The organism is Paenibacillus sp. Cedars, assembly GCF_003184205.1.
Lineage (GTDB): Bacteria > Bacillota > Bacilli > Paenibacillales > Paenibacillaceae > Paenibacillus_AQ > Paenibacillus_AQ glucanolyticus.
The window spans coordinates 1,409,646-1,426,120 of sequence record NZ_CP020866.1; the positions used below are offsets into that span (position 1 = coordinate 1,409,646).

The following is a 16,475-nucleotide window of genomic DNA, read 5'->3' on the forward strand; positions in this document are numbered from 1 at the left end:
ATCTTGAAGTGTAAAGGCAAAAAAACTCCTGTTCAGAGTTGATCGTTCTCTGGCTTTAAGGAATCGGTCATTAGTTTATCACGTTGTTGCGGTACTAGTAAAGAAATGTCAAGCTAAAAAAGGGCTGCCCTCTATACGAAGAGGGCAGCCCTGCCGCCTGTGTTATCCGGCAGATTCCTTCGGTTCTGCTGACGCGGTTTTCATGGACCGGTAATCGGACACCTTGTTCTTGCCGTTTGTCTTCGAATGATACATCGCTTTGTCTGCCTGTTTCATAAGCTCGTCACCACGAACGCCTTTGCGCAGCACGCTGTACCCGATACTGAGGGTTACGATGGTTTCGCTTGCCACCCTGGCCCGAATACTCTCGGCAACCTGAGCGGGCTTGACCTTGCGGTCAACCACCAAGGCGACCAGTTCCTCGCCGCCATACCGGCCTGTAATCCCGATTCCTTCAAGCTCTTCCTCCATAATGGCGGCGACTTGCTTCAGCACTTCATCGGCTCTGGCATGGCCCTGCGTATCGTTGAGTTTCTTGAAATTATCGATGTCACAGAAAATGGCGGATATTTTCAGTTCCTGCGACGTGTAATGATCAAGATACTTCATAAAATGCCTTCGATTGTATAGCCCTGTCAATCCGTCTGTGATGGCAGAGCGGTATATGGATTGCATCAGCTCGACGATGCGTCTGAATAAAATGAAAAATACAATGCTGTAGAACAGCACCGGCAGCGCGAGCGCAAACCCTTGAAGTACAGAAGCCAGGGTGTCTGAATAGGTATGTATGGATTGCAAAATACCCCAAACGGTGTACACGGCAAGCCCCATCGCATATTTAACCGGTTGTCCGATACGAGGGGTTACCTTGACAAAAGCCAGGTAGAGGGCAACGAATTGAAAACAATCAAAATATATGCTCTGCCATATCGGATCTAGGGTGAAAGGAAGGAAAGAAGGAAGAATGAGCGGAAGCACAAGCAGTGCGGCTGACAGCAATGGAAGCCAGTAATGCATGGTCTTGATTTTACGGTACAGCATGACAACCGAGACGTTCAGCAGGACAAACGAAAAAAGCTGGATAAAACGTAAAATGTCCGATTCCGGTGAAAAAACAGGCATTCCCGTCAATGCTGAATGGATGTTCAGACCCTCGTATGTCATAATAAAGAGGAAAGCTGCCGCCATATAAAGGTAAGCATTCTTGCGCTGCTTGCTGTACATAAACAGACACATGATCAGCATCATGAGGGCGATATACGCTCCGCATACAGCAAATATGGTGGGTAGTGGAGAAGTGGACCAGTAGCTCAATTCATAGGACAAATCGATTCACTCCTGAAAAGGGATAGGTTTCCTTTGCATGAAACATATGTTCTAATATATCATATCGAAAAAGAATCTGAAAAGAGATTTAGAGAAAGGGGGATCCCCATGAAACTTCTTCAGGCATTATTTTTCCCTCCAGAACAACCAGGTGGCGTCTCGTCCATGATTCCTTATTTGCAGGAGCGTTTTCATTCTTCCCGTTGGGAGATGGAGATGTTCTGGCTGCCCAAGCGGATCCGCAACAAAGGCCATGAGGATCCAATATTCCATACCTTTGATTGGAGAGAATACGAAGAAAGTCCGATAGTTGCCAAATACCTTCAAACGTACCGGGACTATCTGTGGTGGACGCGTCTGCGCATTCAAAAGCCTTATGATCTCATTCATAGTCATCATCCCATTGCAGGCATGGCCATGAAAGCCGTATTCCCCGAGGTTCCGCTGATTCAAACCGTGCATTCCAGTTACGAGCGTGAGCTCATTCTGAACGGAAGGATCAAGGAGGGGGGGCTTGAGCACCGATTCCTGGTTTCTTTGTACAGGGAGCTCGAATATATCAGTGATCGCCTGCTGACGGTATCAAATTCCTTCAAGGCTTACATGTCGCCGTATGTGAACACGCCTGAATCGATCGGGGTTATCCATAACGGATTTGACGATAAGCGATTTAAGCCGGTTCCTCATGAAAATGCGGTGCCACAGCTTATTACGGTATGCCGTCTGGTGCCTGCCAAAGGATTGGATACTCTGCTTCAAGCCTGCGCGGAGCTGAAACGGAAGGGATACGATTACGTCCTTCATATTATCGGCGACGGACCTTCCCGTCAGGAGCTTGAGGAGATGGCGAAGGAGCTCGACATTTATCAGGAGACGATTTTTTATGGATATACGCTGCATCCTGAGGAATTTATGCCGTTCTTTGACATCTTTGTCCTGCCTTCAAGAGCGGAAGCGTTCGGCTCGGTGTTTGCAGAGGCTGCGTTAAGCTCGCTGGCCCTGGTCGGCACTGACGTTGGCGGTATTGCCGAGCAGATTGAGGACGGGGTGAACGGCTTGCTTGTACCGGCGGAAGACCCGATGGCATTGAGTGTTGCACTCGAGAAGGTCATCAGTGATCCGTTGTATCGTTATGAGCTTGCCCGAACCGCTTCGGATAAGGCGAAGAACCAGTACTCCCTGGCCAGGTCGGTGAATGAACTGAAGAAAATGTATTTGAAATTTCAACCCCAGATAGAGAGTTAGGGATCGGCTATGGCATCTTTTCGATTTATTCATACCGCAGATTTACACCTGGACAGTCCGTTTATCGGCATAAGCGGACTTGATGACAGCTTGCGGTCTTTCGTTCAAGATTCGACTTTTCGCGCGCTGGATCAGCTCGTTCGGCTCGCCATGGATCAGCAGGTTGATTTTATCGTGATCAGCGGGGATATCTATGACAGCTCCAACATCTCGCTTCGGGCACAGCTCCGATTCATGGAGGCCCTTGAGCGTTTGGGTAAGGAAGGGATTGCGGTATATGCGATTCATGGCAACCATGATCCGCTGGACAGTACCAAGCTCTCGATGACGCTGCCCTCCCATGTCCATGTGTTTGGGGGCGAGCCTGCCAGCGTAACGGCGGTTCGTCGTTCAGACCGTGAAGAGGTGGCGGTCATTACCGGGATGTCGTATCCAACCTCGAAGGTAACGGATAATATTGCGATACGATATCCGTCCCCAACCAGCGGGTTGTATCAGATTGGACTGCTGCATGCCAATGTGGACGGAGACCCGCAGCACGAAACCTATGCGCCCTGCTCGAAAAAGGATTTGATCCACGCCGGATTTCATTACTGGGCGCTCGGACATATTCATTCCCGTCGTACCTTGCAGGAATCTCCTTACATTGTCTATCCGGGCAATATCCAGGGACGCCACGTTCGGGAGACCGGCCCCAAGGGTTGTTATGTCGTCGATGTTGATGAAGATTTCAACACGAAGCTCTGTTTCCATGAGCTGGATTCCATGCGCTGGAACGTTGTAGAAGCTCCTATCGATTCTACCCAGGACGTCGATGCGTGGAGGCTGTCGCTGGAGCGGATTCTTACGCACACGGCCCGGGAGAACCCGGAGCAGCTGAGCGTGATCCGGGTTCGGATCACGGGTCGAAGCCCGGTTCATCGCCAGCTTGAAGGCGGATATGTGCTGGATGAGCTGCTGGCCGATCTGCGTAGAAGAGAGGCTGCGAAGGGACGGATGTCCGGTTATCGCGGCTGCGTCTGGATTGAGAGCTTCACGCTTCAATCGGGGGACGTAATCGATACAGAGCGGCTGCTGCAGGAGGACAGCTTTGCGGGGGATTTGCTTCGGCTTGCCAGGCAGGAACAGGGAAGGCTTCATGAGCCGGATGGAGTTGCTGCCAGGAGTGTGGAGCCTTTGCTCGAGCACGCCGAAATCCGGTCTCTGCTCGATGACACAAGCCCGGAAGAGATGCTGGATTGGCTTCGCAGGGCAGAGGAACTGACGCTGGGGTTACTGCTGCGTGACCGTTCGCAGGGGGAAGGTGCCGGAGCATGAGACTTGAGCGGATGAACATCCAGGGCTTTGGAGCAGTGCGTGACAAAAGCCTGACGATTGAAGCACCGGTAACCGTGCTTTACGGACCGAATGAAGCGGGAAAAAGTACCGTGCTGTATTTTATCAGAGCCATGCTCTACGGTTTTCCTGGCAAAGGCTCACCGGCGGAGCGCGGCGCGCCTGCTGATGAAGGAATTCATGGGGGTGAGCTGCGCTTTTTGGATGAAGAGGGTGTGCCATGGGTCATCAAGCGCTACAGCCGGTCCAGGGAGACCGGCTCGGCGGCTGGCAAGGGTGACCGTTTACATATTCATAAACAAATAGCAAACGGTATGGTCATGGAGCTTGGACAGCAGGAGCTGGAGCAGTATGCTCTAGGCGGCGTATCCAGGGATATGTTTCGTCAGCTGTTTGCCATATCGTTAAGCGAGCTGCAGGAAATCCGCAGCCTTCAATCCGCGGAGATGAGCAGCTATCTGTTTCATGCCGGAATTGGCGGCGGCGCCAATATACTGGATGCTGAGCGCAAGCTGTCTACGGAGATGGACAAGCTGTATAAACCTCGCGGGAAAGTGCAGCAGACGGCCAAGCTCCTGCAGTCCATAGAGCAATTGAGGGCACAGGTTAGGGAGAGCCAGGCCTATGTTCCCCGCTATAACGAGGTTGCTGCTTCCATCCAGGAGGCTGAGGAACGGCTGGATTTGCTGGAGCAGGAGCGCGCCAGGAATGCTGGAGATTTGGCATTGCTTCGAAAAGCGGTGGAGATCCGTTCTGTTTGGCTGGAATGGCGTGAGGCCAGGCTGGAATTAAAGGATCTGATGGACAGTGATGCCTTTCCTGCTGATGGAATAACCCGATACGAAAAAATGCAGGAGGAAGAGCGTCTTCTTCTTGCTCAGTCCCTTCGTGCCGAACGGGCGATAGAGGAAATAGAGGATAAGCTGAAGGCATTTGCCTCGAACGCTTTTATGGAACAGTATGGCGAAGCGATTGAGGATCTGTGGTCGAGGCGTAATATTTATGAAGCAGCGAATCGGGAACTCGCAGAGCTCACAGCCGAATATAAGTCGCAAGAGATCAGGCTGGAGCAGCTGCTTCGGGATATAGATCCGGCATGGACTCAGCAGGAGCTGCTGGCCTTATCGATATCCGCCGCTGAGCGTGACGAGGTGCGGAGAATCAGCGCCGCTTTCAGTGGATATGACCGCCGGATGGAGGCGTTGTTCATTGAACAGCGAGGCGCCGAGCGTTCGGCGGCAGCAGCTGAATCGGCGCTCCGGGAAACCCGGCGGCAGCTGCGTGAGGAGGCGGAGCGGGGGGAAGAGACGTTTGCCATAATAAAGCCGGCAGCGCCGAAGGAAACCGCTGCGCTATGGAATCAGCTTCAGCTGGAGATCGAGCGTTGGCGTGAAGCAAGATTGAGCCGGACTCAGCCTGAAGCGGCTTCCTCTAGCAGGCCGGTGAACAGCCGATTACCGCGAATGCATTCGGTGCTGCTTGCGGGTATGGCGGTCATGACACTGCTGCTGGCAGCGGTTTTGTTCTGGACGGCGACCCCGGAAGCCGCAGTAATCTCCAGCATTATGATGCTGCTCGGTATGGGGTATGTATACTGGAGCGGTCGCCGCGGGCTGGTCGTTGATGGAGTACCGCCTCAGGAAATATCCGCTCATGACAGGTACGGAACAGAAGAGATCAACCATCTATATTCCATGCTGATCGCTGCCCCCTATGCCGCTGCGAGCTCGAATCTGGGCAGCCGAAGGGACAAAACCGCAGCGATGGCACATGATCCCTTAACGGTAGAGGCACAGATGCGCGAGCTTCGGTCTGTGATGGAGGGATGGCAGGCCTGGCGGCAGCGGCTGGATCGATTAAGCTCGGACTGTGCGGCGGCCGAGGAGAAAGCCGCACTTCAAGCTGCTGAACTCAAAACGGTTCTTCAAACGATTCAGCAGGAGGAGCAGCGATACTTCGAGTTGGAGCGGAAGTGGGAGTCTTGGCTGATGTCCAGGGCTCTTCCACAGAAGCTTTCTCCGGATGTGATGCTGGATGTGTTCGTTCAAGTGGAGCAAGGGCAGGAGCTGATCCGCCAGAAGAGATCGCTTGGACTGAAAATGGATGTCCTGTTAAGAGAGACGGAGGATTACGTGTTCCGATGCCATGAGATATTTGCGGTTGATTCGGAAGGTGACCTTAACGATAGCAAGAGCCTGACAGTGGCTGAGCTTGGGAATCTCCATTCCAGATGGAAGCAATACCAAGAGGATACGCGGCAGCGTAAGGTGCTGGCAGAACGGATTGCCGAGCTGCGCAAGGAAGCAGCAGCGATCAATGAAGAGACAGATGAACTGCAGCAGCGCAAAGCGGGCCTGCTTGCGCAATCCCAGTCGCCTGATGAAGAATCGTTTCTCCGAATGGGGGCGGCTTCCAAGCGGCGGGAAGAGCTGATTCGCATCATCCGTCATCATGAAATTACGATGTTCAGCGGCTGGAACGATGCAGGCCGCGGGCAGCTGGAACACCTGCTGGAGCTGACGGATGCTGCGGAGCTGGAAGCTCTGTGCAACCAGAAGGAAGAGTCTGCTTCAACTGAGGCCCGTCTTCGGGATGAGCTTCAGGAGCGGCGCGGGCGGCTGCTTCAGGAGCGGGAGTCACTGGAATCCTTGGGCAATCAGGATTCGGCCCTGCAGCAGCTCGAGGAATTGCGATCCGCACTAAGGGAGTTAGTCTCCCAGTATGCGGTTCGTTCGATGGCCTCCGAATTCATAAAGCGCACACGTCGTTTATATGAAGAGGAGAAACAGCCTCAGGTGTTACAGCTGGCTTCCCGCTATTTCTCGATCCTTACCGGCGGCCTGTACAGCCGGATTGTGATGCGGATGGGAGACCAGAGTCTGCTGGCAGAACGTCCGGAAGGCGAGCTGATTGAAAGCAGCAGATTAAGCCGAGGCACGGCGGAGCAGTTGTATCTGGCCATGCGTCTTGGGCTGATCCAGTCGATGCCTCATGCAAAAGGCCTGCCGCTGCTGCTGGACGATTTGTTTGTCAATTTCGACGGTGAACGGCTGGGGCATGCACTGCGGCTGATTTCGGAGTTATCGCGTACCCGGCAGGTTGTGATGATGACCTGTCACCGGCATGTGGCTGAACAAACGCAGGCACAGATACCCGGTGCGCAGCTGATTTCATTGCAGTCATAAAGAATGGGGTTGTCCCAAGGCACTTGATGACGTGCTTTTGGGACAGCCCCATTTATTTTTATTTATTTGCTCCTTATTTGTCCCTCACCTGAGGTGTTCCGAACAGAGTCAGACGGAGCACCCACAGCAGGCACAGTCCTCCGAACGTGGGGTAGAGCAAGGAGAGCAGGGAGCTGAAACCGAACTGGCTGAAGAAATAACAGAACACCATGATACCCAGGGTAATCACTCTTGGCGAGAGGGAGGTGCGCTGCTGCACCTGCAGCGTGATCCCGTAGATGTTGGCAACAAACGTGCTGAATATTTCAAGGAAGATCAGAATGAGATAGATGATCTGAACAAGCCAGCCCAGCTGATTGGCGATGCTGCCCATCGGAATTTCGTATTGGGAAATGCCGGGCATATGGGCGGACATCGCAAAATGGGCTGCCATCAGCATAAATCCTACGCCTGTACCTCCGATGATGCCGCCCCATTTTACGGTGCGAGCGCTCTCCGTTTGACTGCCCAGCGGGACCAGCACCGGCATCGCCATCACCAGGTTAAAGGCCGTGTAGAGCAGCGGCGCAAGCCAAACCGAAGGGAGACTGTGGTCGGTCGTCAATGTTAAGAACCGGGTGGCTCCCGGTGTGTGAATCGTTTGAGAGACAATAGCAACCGATAGGGTCAGCATCATGGGAACGACGAGACTGTTCATCGTCATGATGGACTGAATGCCTTTTCTAAGAATAAAATAAGTTCCGATCATCGTTACAAACAATCCGGTCTGATAATTTAAATTCAGATGCTCCACAAAAACGGATCCGGCACCGGCAAGCATAATGCTGTTCACACCAAGCAGGATGATAAACATAAAGAGGCTGATCCAGCTCCCGGCTTTCTCCCCAAACAGAAACTTGTTCAGGTCTTCGAAGGATTGGGCGCCGATCCGTTTGGATATCGTCATGATTTTGGTGCCGAGCCAGATAAATAATCCGGTAGTCAGTAGAATGGTAAGTGTTGCCCAGTGCCCATACTGGGTAAAAAATTGAAGGATTTCCCGACCGGTAGCAAAGCCAGCGCCCACAATCGTTCCAATATATGTAAAGGCGATCTGTAAAACACGCATATAATTACGCAAGCGCCGCGGCCCCCTTGAAAGTTATTAATTCTGCATAGTACAAGGTATGCCTCACACAGCTGGGACATGACTCCAACCTGTCCGAGCGTACGCTTAATAAGGGGGTTATGTCATTGGTTGGTCTGTTTATGGAGCTTGATGTTAGGATTTATGACGGAAACCGTACACTTAAATGACGGAGTGATCGTTTGTACTTGCCGTACAGGGAGGAATATGTTACTTTTACGACAAAGGAATCGTGGGAGGTCTTTTTGATGGAATGGTTGAAAGAGCGGATCATTAAAGAAGGTGTCGTGTTGTCGGAGCAGGTGCTGAAACTGGATGCGCTGCTGACACATCAGGTTGACCCGGCTTTAATTATGGAGATGGGCCGAGAGTTTGCGGCAAGATTTAAAGAAAGCGGTGTGACCAAGGTGGTTACGCTGGAATCCTCCGGCATTTCAGTGGCATTTGCTGCGGCTTTTGAACTGGGAGTTCCTATGGTATTCGCCCGACGCAAGAAAACACTGCTGGCTGACCCCGATGCCTTGTGTGAGCGCGTCCCGTCTTTCACCAAAGGAATTGTTACGGATATTATGGTGTCACGCCAGTTTATAGGGGAACATGATAAGGTGCTCTTCATTGATGACATTATTGCCAACGGGGATGCAGCAAGAGGTCTGATCAAAATCATTGACCGGGCAGGCGCTGAATTAATCGGGCTTGGTGTTGTGATCGAAAAGAGTTTCCAGGCTGGGGCAAGAACCCTGCGTGAGCAAAATGTTCATGTGGAGTCGCTAGTTACGATTTCCTCACTTGAAGATGGTAAAATTTCGTTCAGCTAAATCGGTAGAATCGGCATAGGCGACTCAACGTGCAAGCGAAGAGGGCTAGGCCTTAGGTCATGAACGTTTGTACCTGTGCCATGAGATATGAAATATGGAAATTCGCAGTTGATTTTAGATGGATTTCCGCCTAAAATCGCAACAAATTCTTTTCGCCTCCGTGATTTTCGCTTATAATAAAGAGGTAGGCAAGAGAGAGGAGGCAGCACCATGGGGAAACAACCTGTAACCGAGCCGTTTTTGATTGATAAGCTGAATGAAGCAAAGGTACATTTTGAACGTGCTTTGGATTGTAAACATACGGAGTTTGATGATCTATATCCCTATATGATTGAACATCCTCAGTTTTTCTGGTACAAACGCTATGTTGCCTGGTCAGAACTGCTGACGATTGCCGGATTGTGTGAGGAGGTTTCCTTCGAGTGGAAGGAACAGTTCACACCTCAGCAAGTGGAATATATCGAGAAGCGTGTGATGTCTTCAACCGTTCTGGACTTCTGGTACGAGAAGAATGACAGCATCGAGCCGGCACAGCGTTAATGGGTATATAGAACATCCCTTAATCAGGATGTTTATCGATAGCGTATGGCATCGCATTCAAAAGACCTAAATGATATTCATTTAGGTCTTTTTTTGCAGAGTAAGATGATGAAGGAGGCATGGCGATGATTAGTGATGAAAGACTTGATGAATTAAGGGTTTCCGGTGAGCTGGTTCGGGTTGTGCGGGACGGCTTGGAGAGCAATGATATTATCGGCTTTGTTGTCGCCTGGGACCCGGAGCAGGTTATCATCCGCCGCCGAAACCGGCGTGTAGTCAAGCTGGATCGCAGGTACAGCTATCAGTTGAAAAAAGAGCCGAGAGTAAGCCCAATTGAAGAGTAGGCATAGATTTGGAACTCGTCGGACAACTTAACCTCTAGAATATTTTATTTAGAAGAGGTGTTCAGATGATGGAAATGTCCAACGATAAGATCTCGGCATATAAAAATGAAATCCTGAATTTAAAGCAGAGCATGCCCGAGATGGCAGAGGCGTATCATCAGTTTACCGGCGTCTGTTTTTCGGATGGCGAGCTGGATGAGAGAACGAAACAGCTGATTGCGCTCGGGATTGGGCTGTTCGCCAATAATGAGCTGTGTACCTTCTATCATATGGAAGAGGCCCGTGCCAAGGGAGCCTCGGATGCTCAAATTATGGAGGCTGTAGCAGTAGCGTCTGCCGCTAGTGCTGGACATGCTCTCTCGCAGGGATTGACCCGTGTGCAGCATAATCTTCACTAAGGCACGATCAAATTAAACCGTCTTATCCGGCGTATTGTGCAGCCGGGAAGACGGTTATTCTCTGTTGAACGGCCGCAATTAGCGGGCGAATGCAGCGGCAGGAGCAACCGGATGCTCGGTCGTCTCGGTCTCAGGCGGAACCAGCCCGAGATAGGCGCGCATGCGGTCCATCATCTCCTCGCGGAAGGATGGCCATAGAATATTCATCGATCCGATGTAACCCCGGCATGCATACCGTGCCTGAATTCCGTCCTGGCTCTGTACGATGTCATAAACCTTGATCGTTCGCTTGGCGAACTCCTGCTTCACTTCACGAAGAAGGACAGCTGCCCGTTTGGCACCGTTACCTACCATTTCCACATACAATTGAGGGGTCTTGAAGACACCGCTCTCCTGGATGATCCGGCAATCCCGCTCAAACACTTTATGGATGAACCTCAGAAGCAGATAACTCTTGATCAACGCTCGCTCTTCCGTCGTAACAGCCGGTATGGCCATCAACTTCACCGCCTTTATATAGTAAATGGTTATTTAATGAGAACTTATGTTCTTATTTTAACCGAAAATCAGGTTTTTAATCAAGCTGAAAAAAAGTGTTGACTCCATTTATTCAGCGTGATATTATATATCTTGTCGCCGCTGATTAGAGATTGACTCGAGGCAGACAGGCAATATGCGGTCGTGGCGGAATTGGCAGACGCGCACGGTTCAGGTCCGTGTGGGCTAACCCCCGTGGAGGTTCGAGTCCTCTCGACCGCATCCTAAAGAAAAAAACTCGTAAACTGCTTTGCAGTTTACGAGTTTTTTTGCGTGGAGATTCTATGGGACAGGGTTAATGACTTATACCAAAGAGATGGAATGCACGTATTATATTAGATAGTGATATAGATATAGGTAGTTGAGAGTAGGTGATTGCCTTGTCAGCCAAGGATTTGAGTCTCCAAGAGCAGCTTGCGGCTTATGCTTGGCTGCAAGCGTTGGGAACGAATATTGCTGCTCTGGGTCAAACCAAAAAGTTGTCCAAACGAAAGAAATTGCAGGCTGAAGGCCGAAGACTCTCTGTTCTTGGAAATGCGATGCAGTCGATAGCCAATGCGGCTCAGGCAGAGATTAGCACAAAAATGAGGGGCACAGCCATGAATAAGAAAGCTAACGATCTTACGGCTGCCGGCAATCTTCTGCAATCCGTCGGAAATGCGCTGCAGGTTATTGCGGGAGAGGAGCACCCTTGAATGACAACACTTTTAACACTTCTGAAGGAAAACTGAACATACTCAAAAAAAGAAACAAGGCGTTTACCTGTGACGGGAGGTGTCTTGTTTTTATTTTCTTGAACGGAGAGGTTTCTTGTGCCTGGTGTCCTAATGAATGTTAACATTCAGCTGCAGTGTTACATATTTGAATAACTTTTCTCAAATAATACGGTTAGGTCTGGTAAGTATGATGGTGAAAGGAAAGGGGCGTGAACAATGCGGAAGGTATTTAGAAATTCGGTTGTCTTCTTGCTGTGTATGATATGTGGGATCGCAAACGGAACACAGGGGGGCGGATATTTTGCAGGGACGGCCAACGCCGCTGAGCCTCCTGTTCAAGTAACCAGGCAGTTACGTGAGGAGCCTCTGAACAACCAGTCTGGAAAAGGGCAGAAAATAAGTAAATTATCGGTCATCATTGATGACTTTGGTAATGGTCAGAAGGGCACTCAGGAGATGCTGAGTCTGCCTGTCAAGATTACGGTTGCCGTGATGCCTTTTTTGCCAACAAGCAAAAAGGATGCAGAGTCCGCGCATAAGATGGGACATGATGTTATTATCCATATGCCCATGGAGCCTAAACAGGGGCGAGCTTCCTGGCTTGGACCTGGCGCCATTCTGAGCTCGCTTACCGATGAGGAGATTCGTAAACGAATGGAAGAGGCGATCGATTCCGTACCGTATGCGATTGGGATTAACAATCATATGGGCTCCAAGGTTACAGGTGATGAACGGATCATGTCGATTGTGCTTGATGTGTGCAAGGAGAGAGGATTGTTCTTTATCGATAGTAAAACCAATTACCGCAGCGTGGTCGGCAAGCTGGCGGCAGAGAAGGGGATGCCAGCGATAGCCAATGATATTTTCCTGGACGATGTTCATACGGTACAGCATGTAAGCAAGCAGCTCGTGACGGCGGCACAGCATGCGGAAGAAAGAACATCCTGCATTGCCATTGGGCATGTTGGCGTATTCGGCACCCGAACGGCAGAAGCACTGAAAGTTTCCATTCCGGAGCTGCAAAAAAAGGTTGAGTTTGTTGGTATTAGCGATTTGGTTAGAGAGCGTTCAAGCTGGAGGCCTAATCCGCTGCCGACGTATTAATGCGTCCCGTTTAATTGCTGGATTAGTCAAAATCGGTACGAAGATGAGGGAGGCTCGGGCTTAGATGCCCGAGCCTCCCTCATTGTTATAAACAAACAGCCTTCCTGTTCAAGACACAGGCTATTACCGACTTGATTGAAGCATGAAGGCCTGTTTAATTTGGTAAAACTGCAATTAACGGATGCGGGAATCGTTGAGCTTGAATTGTCCCACCAGCTGCTGCATGGAATTTGCAATGACTTCTACATTGCCGGAGGTGTGTCTTACGCTTTCGATTTCCCGGGAAAGCTCCTGAACCCTGCTCTCCACGTCCTTGGAGATCTTGCGGTTCTCCTTGCTGACCGAAGCAATCTTCTCCATCAGCTGAACCACTTCATCCACAGCCTGATGCTTCCGAAGATCATCCTCGGCCGCCGCCGTTAACAGCTCGGAGGCTGCGGAAACCAGGAGATTGCCTTCCTGCACCACCTTGGTCCCTTCCTCCATGGATTGAAACGCAAACTCGGCATCTTTGTAGATATGACTGATAATGCCATGGACTTCCTCTGTGGACTGTCTCGTCAGGTCGGACAGCTTACGGATCTCGGATGCAACAACGGCAAAGCCTTGGCCATGCTCTCCGACTCTTGCGGCTTCAATCGAGGCATTCAGGGCGAGAAGATGTGTTTGTGATGAGATTTGCTCGATGACATGCAGCACACCTTTTATCTCCCGAACGGTTTGCATGAAGATGCGGATGGTATGGTTTGTTTCCTCGACTTTGGAAGAGATGTGTGACATCTTGTCCCCGATGCGGACCACCTCGTTCTTGGCCACATCGATCTGTTCATTGGCCTGCTGTTCAAGCTGGCGCAGCGTCTCCCGCATGTGCTCCGCGCGCTCCTTGACGGCATCAATATCCAGAAGCTGGCTGCGCATGCTGCGGATCATCTCGCTGATGTTGCTGCTGACCCGCTGTGCGGACGTCACAGTAACTGCGGTTGTGTCATTCATGATCTGTTGACTGGAGGAAACATCGCCTGCGGTCAATTTCACCTGCATCATGATACTCTCCAGCGAATCGATCATATTGTTGATCCATTTGGCTAACTCGCGGGTTTCGTCATGGTCGAAGTGACGGGTATCCAGCCGCTGGGTAAGGTCGCCTGTGCCTTCGGCATTAATGCGGATGAATCGGCTTAGACGGCGAAGGCGATCCGCCACCCGTTCAATTTCCTTGCGCCCCACCAAAGCAGAAGTGAGGAGACCGGTAATCAGACATGCGGCCAAGCCAATAATGGCGGCAGCTAGCGGAGATAAATGGGAGGCGGCAGCATATACAATCGCAGCAGTCAGTACGCTGGAGAGAAGCGTGGACGCGCTTTGCAGCCTGGAATGTCTCCATCTTATGCTGCGAATCCGGTAGACCTCCTCCAAATCGCCTTCACACATCATCCCCCAGTCATCCGGACAATGGGGCAAGCGAAAAGTCACGCCCTTGCCAATCACCGGTATATGGCGGTAATCGGAGTAACCGGGAAAGGCAACAAACAGATTGTCGCCGTTGCGGATGGTGCTGGCCACCCCTGGATGGAGTTGACCTGTTGCCGGATCGGTGAACATAAGCTCAAGTTCAGTATGCTCTTTGACTGATACCGTACCCCAGTCGGTGGTAACGCCATCCTTCAAATTCTCGCCGTGGGTAAAGGTGCGATCTTCAAATCGGCTTCTTGAAAGGGCCGTCCCCGGAGCGATGTGAAGATTCAACTCAGGCTTCGCCATAAAAATATAGTTGTCACCGGAGTCAGGGTATATGTGTCCGGATTCCCGCTGAATTAAATCCCCAATGACGTCATTAGGCACTCGCCCGCACAGAATACCTGCAAAAGCTCCGTCTGTATGGAGCGCATTCATGAATAAAAGTGTCATTTTGTCGTGAAAAGTGGAGGTTCGAGGACCGATGGTTAATGTGATGGGGTCGCCGTAAGGTCCGAAGAGTAATTTGCCGGTTCCAAGACCGGTGAGATGATGGATAGCACGGCCCAACTGACTTCCGTCATCATAGGTTGTACCAATATGTGAAGCGTATGTAGAATACGTGACCTCACCGGAGGGGTTCAACACAAACAATTCAGTGAAGTCGGAAGCGCGCGAGTAAAGGGCAGAGAACAGCTGCTCTTGATTCATTCGAGAGTCTGAAGACAAGGAATGCGCGCTGCAATCTCCTGAAGCATGAAGCTTGTCCAGCTGCTCCTTGAGGCGGTCCAGATGCCCCCAATATTCATGACTCCACGAGAACAGCAGCTCTTTGCGTGTCTCGGCAATGCCTTCAAATATCTCTTCAACATCTTCCTTCAACTTACGATTCAGACGCCATGAAATCCAAAGCGGAAGTCCCTGGCGATAGCCAAGCCAGTCAAACATAGCGATCTCCCCCAATCCCTATTTGAGTAATGTATCTTTATACATGTTAGTTATACTACCACAGTTTCTTGAAATTTCGATAAGGAATTTTGAAAAAAATGATACTTTTTTCATATTGATGTTAGATTTATTAACGTATGATCGGGTTTTAGGTCCTAGATCGTTAGAAGTTCCCCTGTCTAAACAAAAACAGCTCTGAACTACAGAGCTGTTAAATAACTTATGATCCCGTCGGCAATGGCCTCGGCAATCTTCATTTGGCCGTTGCGGCTGGTCAACAACGTCCGATCCTCCACATTGCTCAGAAAACCGGTCTCTACAATAACCGCAGGCACCTTGGTTTGATTCAGCAGATAATAGGGCTTGCCCAGCATGATGTGATTGCTGTTGTTATAAACCAGATTCAACTGTTCCTGGATAGTATCGGCAAGCAAAGTGCTCCGGCCTTCGGATTGATGGAGCACGATCCCGCCCCGTTTGGAGGAATTCTTCCCCCAATTCACATGAACGCTGACCACGAGCTTGGTCGGAATTTCGCTGCTGAGCTGCTTGCGCTGCGACAGATCGCGGCGGTGTCTGGAGGAGGTTCGATGCCAGCGGTTGTCATCGCTAAGTGCATAATCGGCATCGCGATTCAGCACGGCATGATAGCCTTCCTGGCGAAGCAGCATGAACAGTCGGCGTGAGATGGCCAGATTGATATCTTTTTCTAGAATGTCGCCATAGGACGTACCGCCATCGATTCCGCCGTGACCTACATCAATCAGAACGACATCATAAGGAAAAGGGTGCAGATGCCGAAGCTGGGTGTGGTCGGTTTCTTTACCGGAGGATTGGGTGGATTCCGGCGTTTCTGACAGAAGCTGGGTTGACTGTATTGAACTTTGATAAACGGATTGAGCGGGGGGCGCCATGGCTTGTTCTTTTGCTTGGCAAGCCTCCGCGACAGATCTCGGAATTGCCAGTGCAAGGAGGAGCATGCATACCCCTGCTGCCTTAACCATGATGGATTCCTTCTTTCACGTAAAAAATTTCGGCTTGATTAGAATGTGCATTTTGCGGAAAATTCATGCCGATCATATTCCAGCGTCTAGAATCCATTGAAACGGAGCAAACTGATAATGGGATGTGGATAAACCATAAGGAGTGAATTCATATGGCTAGCGGCGATGAATTAATTAAGTACATTACGGAGCGCGTAGTTCATTATATAGATACACCTAAGGATATCCGGAGAAAGGCAAGGGTCAAGGAATCCTGGACCACCCGTTGGTTCGGTATGATTCCGTTCTCTATGTCGTTATGGAAAGAAGACGTAACCTCCAAACGTAAAAAAAGGCAAAAGTAGCTGGAGCTTCATGCTCACAAAATTCCGAATTTACATCTTATACAGTGTAA

At 50.6% G+C, this 16,475-nt stretch carries 15 protein-coding genes and 1 tRNA gene; 11 read left to right on the forward strand and 5 right to left on the reverse strand.

Features of this window, described 5'->3' with window-relative positions:
• Window positions 1-162 precede the first annotated feature (162 nt).
• On the reverse strand, window positions 163-1,326 hold the full coding sequence (locus B9D94_RS08195) for a GGDEF domain-containing protein (RefSeq protein ID WP_148246791.1): 1,164 nt from the start codon (window positions 1,324-1,326) through the stop codon (window positions 163-165).
• Window positions 1,327-1,434: 108 nt separating this feature from the next.
• On the opposite strand from B9D94_RS08195, the gene B9D94_RS08200 reads away from it, so the two are divergent.
• The 3 genes from B9D94_RS08200 to B9D94_RS08210 are packed head-to-tail and all read left to right on the forward strand — an operon-like array spanning window position 1,435 to window position 7,091.
• Window positions 1,435-2,571, forward strand: coding sequence for a glycosyltransferase family 4 protein (locus tag B9D94_RS08200; protein ID WP_040680853.1), 1,137 nt, complete (start codon window positions 1,435-1,437; stop codon window positions 2,569-2,571).
• 9 nt (window positions 2,572-2,580) lie between these two features.
• Window positions 2,581-3,888, forward strand: coding sequence for a metallophosphoesterase family protein (locus B9D94_RS08205; RefSeq protein ID WP_148246792.1), 1,308 nt, complete (start codon window positions 2,581-2,583; stop codon window positions 3,886-3,888).
• A complete protein-coding gene (locus B9D94_RS08210; RefSeq protein WP_148246793.1) occupies window positions 3,885-7,091 on the forward strand; it encodes an AAA family ATPase in 3,207 nt (1,068 codons plus the stop codon). The genes B9D94_RS08205 and B9D94_RS08210 overlap by 4 nt, the downstream gene beginning before the upstream one ends.
• 73 nt (window positions 7,092-7,164) lie before the next feature.
• Here B9D94_RS08210 and B9D94_RS08215 read toward each other — a convergent pair whose 3' ends face one another.
• On the reverse strand, window positions 7,165-8,211 hold the full coding sequence (locus B9D94_RS08215) for a YkvI family membrane protein (RefSeq protein WP_036641641.1): 1,047 nt from the start codon (window positions 8,209-8,211) through the stop codon (window positions 7,165-7,167).
• A 254-nt stretch (window positions 8,212-8,465) separates the two neighbouring features.
• Between B9D94_RS08215 and B9D94_RS08220 the strand changes: the two genes are divergently transcribed.
• The 4 genes from B9D94_RS08220 to B9D94_RS08235 all read left to right on the forward strand — a co-directional run bounded on the left by B9D94_RS08220 (window position 8,466) and on the right by B9D94_RS08235 (window position 10,317).
• Window positions 8,466-9,035: a xanthine phosphoribosyltransferase gene (locus B9D94_RS08220; RefSeq protein ID WP_006211655.1), complete on the forward strand. Its 570-nt coding sequence runs from the start codon at window positions 8,466-8,468 to the stop codon at window positions 9,033-9,035.
• Window positions 9,036-9,245: 210 nt separating this feature from the next.
• Window positions 9,246-9,575: a hypothetical protein gene (locus tag B9D94_RS08225; protein ID WP_006211654.1), complete on the forward strand. Its 330-nt coding sequence runs from the start codon at window positions 9,246-9,248 to the stop codon at window positions 9,573-9,575.
• Between the two features lie 125 nt (window positions 9,576-9,700).
• Window positions 9,701-9,919 carry a hypothetical protein gene (locus B9D94_RS08230; protein ID WP_006211653.1) on the forward strand — a complete coding sequence of 73 codons (219 nt, stop codon included), beginning with the start codon at window positions 9,701-9,703 and terminating at the stop codon, window positions 9,917-9,919.
• Window positions 9,920-9,987: 68 nt separating this feature from the next.
• On the forward strand, window positions 9,988-10,317 hold the full coding sequence (locus B9D94_RS08235) for a carboxymuconolactone decarboxylase family protein (protein WP_006211652.1): 330 nt from the start codon (window positions 9,988-9,990) through the stop codon (window positions 10,315-10,317).
• Window positions 10,318-10,395: 78 nt separating this feature from the next.
• Here the strand turns inward: B9D94_RS08235 and B9D94_RS08240 are convergent, their stop codons facing one another.
• On the reverse strand, window positions 10,396-10,815 hold the full coding sequence (locus B9D94_RS08240) for a YhjD family protein (protein ID WP_006211651.1): 420 nt from the start codon (window positions 10,813-10,815) through the stop codon (window positions 10,396-10,398).
• 177 nt (window positions 10,816-10,992) lie between these two features.
• On the opposite strand from B9D94_RS08240, the gene B9D94_RS08245 reads away from it, so the two are divergent.
• The 3 genes from B9D94_RS08245 (at window position 10,993) to B9D94_RS08255 (ending at window position 12,674) form a co-directional block, all read left to right on the forward strand.
• A tRNA-Leu gene (locus tag B9D94_RS08245) sits at window positions 10,993-11,076 on the forward strand.
• 158 nt (window positions 11,077-11,234) lie between these two features.
• Entirely contained in the window at window positions 11,235-11,549 is a 315-nt protein-coding gene (locus B9D94_RS08250) for a DUF6944 family repetitive protein (RefSeq protein ID WP_100086528.1), read from the forward strand.
• Between the two features lie 237 nt (window positions 11,550-11,786).
• Window positions 11,787-12,674 (forward strand): divergent polysaccharide deacetylase family protein, encoded by an 888-nt coding sequence (locus B9D94_RS08255; protein WP_063480197.1) that lies wholly within the window; start codon window positions 11,787-11,789, stop codon window positions 12,672-12,674.
• Window positions 12,675-12,848: 174 nt separating this feature from the next.
• Here B9D94_RS08255 and B9D94_RS08260 read toward each other — a convergent pair whose 3' ends face one another.
• On the reverse strand, window positions 12,849-15,077 hold the full coding sequence (locus tag B9D94_RS08260; RefSeq protein WP_148246794.1) for a methyl-accepting chemotaxis protein: 2,229 nt from the start codon (window positions 15,075-15,077) through the stop codon (window positions 12,849-12,851).
• Window positions 15,078-15,277: 200 nt separating this feature from the next.
• Window positions 15,278-16,081 carry an N-acetylmuramoyl-L-alanine amidase gene (locus B9D94_RS08265; protein WP_036641648.1) on the reverse strand — a complete coding sequence of 268 codons (804 nt, stop codon included), beginning with the start codon at window positions 16,079-16,081 and terminating at the stop codon, window positions 15,278-15,280.
• A gap of 152 nt (window positions 16,082-16,233) precedes the next feature.
• Here B9D94_RS08265 and B9D94_RS08270 point away from each other — a divergent pair, with 152 nt between their 5' ends.
• Entirely contained in the window at window positions 16,234-16,425 is a 192-nt protein-coding gene (locus tag B9D94_RS08270; protein WP_006211646.1) for a YqzE family protein, read from the forward strand.
• Window positions 16,426-16,475 lie beyond the last annotated feature (50 nt).